This window comes from Promineifilum sp. (SeqCode) (assembly GCF_041918635.1).
GTDB lineage: Bacteria > Chloroflexota > Anaerolineae > Promineifilales > Promineifilaceae > Promineifilum.
In genome coordinates this window covers 1-4,710 of the sequence record NZ_JAYRVJ010000240.1, presented here as the reverse complement: position 1 = coordinate 4,710, position 4,710 = coordinate 1, and the positions used below count along the sequence as shown (strand labels likewise).

Genomic DNA, 4,710 nt, shown 5'->3' with positions numbered 1-4,710 from the left:
GAGCAGCCAGTCAATGAGCAACAAGTCTACCAGGTTGAAGACGGTGAAGATGAGGAAGGTGGACACGGCTGCGTCGAGGAAGGTAACCGTCCCGCCGCCCAGCCGGGCCAGCGCCGCCAGCGCCGCGCCAAAGACGCCGACTAGAATAACTAGCATCACTACCCCGGCGACGCGCTTGAAGCGCCGGTCGTCGTCGCTTAGCGGCCCGGCCGCGGCGCGCACGTCGGGCGGCGCGTCGCCCGCCCAGGCCATCGGCCGCAGGTAGAGCGTGCCCAGGATGAGCGCGCTCATCAGCACGCTGAGGATCGCGCCGTAGAACAGACTGTGATCGAGCAAGCTGGCAAGGGGGAGCATGAGCACCTCTTAATATAACCGAATTAATAATTTAGACACGACTAAACAATAGTGCATACAATGGGATTTGTCAATAGGCGCGCTCAGACCTGAGGGGTGGGCGGCCACAGTTGCTATGCTGGCAAAAAGCCGTGTAGCCGCCCACCTGTCAGGTCTAGCAATTCAGTGGTATGATCCATCCATCGCGAGGGAGATGACATGGACGAACAACTCGCTCTCCACCTTCAAGGACTCACCAAAAGCTACGGCAAAACGCCCGCCCTGCGCGGCGTCGATCTGGACGTGCTGCGCGGCGAGATCTTCGGCTTTCTGGGCCCCAACGGCGCGGGCAAGACGACGACCATCCGCTGTTTGCTTGACCTCATCCGGCCCGACGGCGGGACGGCGCGCGTGCTGGGGCTGGACCCACAGGCCGACACCGTGGCTGTGCGGCGGCGCGTGGGCTATCTACCAGGCGAACTCAGCCTGGAGGCCAACCTGACCGCCGAGCGCGTCCTGCGCGGTCTCGGCGAGTTACGCGAGCGCCGTCCCGATTGGGCCACCGTCCGCGCCCTGGCCGAGCGGCTGCAACTCGATCTGCACACGCCGGTCAAGAACTTGTCCAAGGGCAATAAGCAGAAAGTGGGGGTGGTGCAGGCGCTGATGGGCCGGCCGGAGTTGCTGCTGCTGGATGAGCCGACCTCCGGCCTCGACCCGCTGATGCAGCAGGAGGTGTACCGGCTGCTGCGCGAGGCCCAGGTGGACGGCGCGACGGTCTTCTTCTCCTCCCACATCATCAGCGAGGTGGAGGCCATCGCCGAACGGGTAGCCATCATCCGCGGCGGCCGGATCGTCTCGACGCTGGCCCCCAGTGATTTGCGGCGGCTGGCCGTGCGGCGGGTGCGCGTGCGCTTTGGCGAGCCGGTGGACGCGGTGGCGCTGGCCGTGGTGCGCGGCGTCACGCGGCTGGACGGCGATGGCGTGGGCGGCCGGATGACGGACGTGACGCTCCAGGTCGAGGGGGACATGGATCCGCTGGTGAAGGCCCTGGCCGCTTTCCCCGTCAGCGACCTGGAGACCGAGCGGCCGTCGCTCGAAGAAATCTTCCTGACCTTGTATGCAGACGAATGAATTAAACACGGATGAAACGGATGTAACGGATAAACACGCATTGAATGCGATATTCAATACGCAAAATCCGTATTATCCGTGCCGATCCGTGTTTAATCTCTTCGGAGGATAACATGTACGGGTTGTGGGCGGAGTTTAGGCATACGTTGCGCCGCTTGCGGGGGCAGATCATCGGCTGGGGCATCGGGCTGGCGCTCTATGGGCTGTTCATGGGGGGCATCTATGACACGGTCAACAACATCGAGGGGCTGGAAGAACTGATCGCCACCTACCCGCCCGAGGTGATGGCCTTCTTCGGCGACCTCGCCGCCATTGCCACGCCGCAAGGCTACTTTGGCGTCTACTTCGCGTTGTACGTGCCGCTCATCGTCGGCATCTTTGCCGTCTCGGCCGCCGCCGGGCTGCTGGCCGGGGACGAGGAGCGGGGCACGCTCGACCTGACGATGGCCTATCCGATCAGCCGGACGGCGCTGTTCTGGGGGCGCTGGCTGGGCTTCGCCGCGGCCACGGCGCTGGTGCTGATCATCGGCTACCTGGGCTGGGCGGTGACGCTGCCGATGACGGAGATGCCGGTGACGGCCTGGGCGCTCTTCCGGCCGTTCATCTCCATGTGGGGCATCCTGGTGTTGTTCGGCGGGCTGTCGCTGCTGCTCAGCATGCTGTTTCCCTCGGCGCGGCTGGCCTCGTCCACGGCCGGCGGGCTGCTGGTGGCGAACTTCCTGCTGGTCGGCCTAGCGAACCTCAACCCCGACCTGCAACCCATCCTGGAAGTAACGCCCTACTACTTCTTCCAGGGCGGCGACGCCATCGAGGGCCTCAACGTAGCGCAGGCTGTTAGCCTGCCCGCCGTCGGCGTGCTGCTGGCCGCCGCGGCCTGGCTCCTCTTCCTGCGCCGCGACATCCGCGTGGGCGGCGAACGCAGTTGGAGCCTTCGCCGGCCGAAAAGCGCCTGAACAAAGAGGCTCACGCAAAGAGCGCAAAGGACTCCAGGAACGCAAAGAGGAATGCATCTTTGCGTTCTTTGCTTCTTGGCGCTCTTTGCGTGAGCCTCTTTCTACCTCCCCCGCGTATACCATGACCCGCCCGGCCCAAAGTAGCTGAACCCCTCGCCCCAGATGACGTGGCTGCGGCCGTGGCGGTCGACGGCCATCTCGATGTAGTCGCCATAGGGGAAGCGGAAGCCGTCGGCGTGGCGATAGGGCGCGCCCTCGCCCAGGTCGGACAGGCGGGCGGCGCGATCCCACGTCCGGCCGCCGTCCACGCTGCGGCGATACCAGGTGTTCCAGGCGTCGGGCCGGCCGTCGAAGCTGCCCTGCCAGGCCACGCGGAAGTCGCCCGCCGTCCGGCCCGCGGCCACAGCCGGGAAGGCGTTGTGTTCCAGGTTCTCACCCGATAGCGGTTGGCGCTCGCTCCACGCCAGGCCGTCGGCCGAGCGGCGCGCGTACATGCGCTGCGGCGCGCCCGGTGCGTCGCCAGTGTGGTAGGCGGCCAGTAGCGCCCCAGTCCGGTCGGCGGCCAGCCCGATGGACGGCCCCAGGAAACCGAAGTAACAGCCGGCGGCCCAGTCGCAGTCGGGCATCTCGGCCGACACGTCGAGCGGTATGGCTGTCCACGTCGCCCCGCCGTCGGCCGAGCGCAGGACGCTGATGAAGGAGTCGCCGGTGTAGTCCTGGCTGTAATCGACCGCGCCGAAGTAGACCGTCCCGTCGGGCGCGACCGCCCCGGCCGAGTGGAACCAGTAGCGGCCGTCCTGGTTGGTGCGCACCGGCGCCGACCACGTCTGGCCGAAGTCGTGGGAGGCGACGACGTAGCTGTCGCTGGCGTTGAAGGCCAGGTAGACGTGCTGGCCGTCGGCCGAGATCGCCAGCACCGGCCGGTCGTTCCAGCGCGGCCGGGCGAAGAGGCGAGTGAAGGTGACCGGGCGTGACCAGGTCCGGCCGTGGTCGGTGGACTTGGTGAAGCGCACACCGGGCCGGTACTCGTTGAGGTAGGCGGCGTAGATCGCCCCGTCGCTGGCGACCTCGATCATGGGGTCGTTCTGCGTCCGGCGCGTTTCGGCCAGGTAGCGGTCGGGTTCCCAAGTCCCGCCGCCGTCGGCCGAGCGGCGGAAGACGATGACCGGCAGGCCGCAGTGGGGACAGGCGGGCGGGCCGGAGTAGCGCGTGGTCAGCTGGTAGACATAATCAGAGGAGGGATCGACGGCCAGCGCCGGCTCCCAGTCGTCGTGTTCGCTCCACACGCGCTCGGCGTCGAAGCCGGCCACGCGGGCGGAGGGCGCGGGCCGCGGTTCGACCGTCACCTGGCCGGGCAGAGAGCGGCCGGGGCCGACCTTCTCCGCCTCGCCCGTCGCCGCCCGCGGCGCGGCTGGCTGGCCTAGCAGCGCCGCCCCCACACCCACCCACACCAACGCCATCAGCCACCCCATCCTCTTGCGCCATACACGCTTCATCATGTCAGCCTCCAAAGGAATAAATCAACCACGGATTCTCACGGATTTGGCGGATGAAGACGGATTGAATCTTGCGCTCAATCCGTTTATATCCGTCGAATCCGTGTCAATCCGTGGTGAATTCATTCCGCCACACGAACAACCTTTGCCAACAGCCCAATCACCCCGGCCAGGGCGAGTAGGGCCGCGCCGTTGATGAGCGCCCGCGTGGGCGAGTCGCGGAGCAGGACAGCTTCGGCCGGCGCGGCGGGGTTGACGGTGACGGGGATGGACGCGCCGGGAGCCAGGGCCAGCAGCCGCCGGCCGTCGTCGCTGTCGGGAGGGATGGGCCGCCGGTCGAACGCCACGCGGTCGCTGGTGTAGGCGCGACCGTCGAACGAGTAGCTATATTCGACGCGAACGGAGGGCACGAAGAAGGGAACCCGGCCGCGGCGCTCCACGCGCTCGATGGCTACCGCCTCGACGACGCCTTCCACCGGCGTCCAGCCGGCCACGACGCGGACGCGGCCGTACTCGACCGCCCCGGCAATCACGACGATCAGCCCGATGACGGCCCACAGCGCGGTGATGCTGACCAGCGTCTGCCGCAGCCGCACCCGATTCCACCGCGCCTCGTCCGCCGTGTCGGTGTGGATCATGCGGCTATTGTAGCATGGGATGGGGGCCAGGTTCTAGGGGATAGGGAAGAGCGCTCTTCCCGACCGGTGCGACCCACTTTCTGAAGTGGGTCGCACCTGGAACGTAGGTTCATGGTCAGGCAATTCATGGCCGTTCTTCGCACTCGCAAGAACGGCCAT

At 66.8% G+C, this 4,710-nt stretch carries 5 protein-coding genes; 2 read left to right on the top strand and 3 right to left on the bottom strand.

The window, feature by feature from the left end; translation table 11 throughout:
* Positions 1 to 354 (bottom strand): hypothetical protein (locus ACE3UY_RS08150; RefSeq protein WP_374687047.1); only part of this gene is annotated, 354 nt, incomplete at its 3' end.
* Positions 355 to 552: 198 nt separating this feature from the next.
* Between ACE3UY_RS08150 and ACE3UY_RS08145 the strand changes: the two genes are divergently transcribed.
* Both ACE3UY_RS08145 and ACE3UY_RS08140 read left to right on the top strand, forming a co-directional pair.
* Positions 553 to 1,464: an ABC transporter ATP-binding protein gene (locus ACE3UY_RS08145; RefSeq protein WP_374687046.1), complete on the top strand. Its 912-nt coding sequence runs from the start codon at positions 553 to 555 to the stop codon at positions 1,462 to 1,464.
* 113 nt (positions 1,465 to 1,577) lie between these two features.
* The gene (locus tag ACE3UY_RS08140; protein WP_374687045.1) at positions 1,578 to 2,417 is read left to right on the top strand and encodes an ABC transporter permease subunit; all 840 of its coding nucleotides are present in this window, start codon (positions 1,578 to 1,580) and stop codon (positions 2,415 to 2,417) included.
* Positions 2,418 to 2,518: 101 nt separating this feature from the next.
* Here ACE3UY_RS08140 and ACE3UY_RS08135 read toward each other — a convergent pair whose 3' ends face one another.
* Together ACE3UY_RS08135 and ACE3UY_RS08130 are read right to left on the bottom strand one after the other, a co-directional pair.
* On the bottom strand, positions 2,519 to 3,916 hold the full coding sequence (locus ACE3UY_RS08135) for a sialidase family protein (protein ID WP_374687044.1): 1,398 nt from the start codon (positions 3,914 to 3,916) through the stop codon (positions 2,519 to 2,521).
* Between the two features lie 119 nt (positions 3,917 to 4,035).
* A complete protein-coding gene (locus tag ACE3UY_RS08130) occupies positions 4,036 to 4,551 on the bottom strand; it encodes a DUF3592 domain-containing protein (RefSeq protein ID WP_374687043.1) in 516 nt (171 codons plus the stop codon).
* Positions 4,552 to 4,710 lie beyond the last annotated feature (159 nt).

What these genes read in the sequence shown, in the direction of transcription:
- ACE3UY_RS08145 (WP_374687046.1), top strand. Translation starts at nt 553, where the DNA reads ATGGACGAACAACTCGCTCTCCACCTTCAAGGACTCACCAAAAGCTAC.
- ACE3UY_RS08140 (WP_374687045.1), top strand. Translation starts at nt 1,578, where the DNA reads ATGTACGGGTTGTGGGCGGAGTTTAGGCATACGTTGCGCCGCTTGCGG.
- ACE3UY_RS08135 (WP_374687044.1), bottom strand. Translation starts at nt 3,916, where the DNA reads ATGATGAAGCGTGTATGGCGCAAGAGGATGGGGTGGCTGATGGCGTTG.
- ACE3UY_RS08130 (WP_374687043.1), bottom strand. Translation starts at nt 4,551, where the DNA reads ATGATCCACACCGACACGGCGGACGAGGCGCGGTGGAATCGGGTGCGG.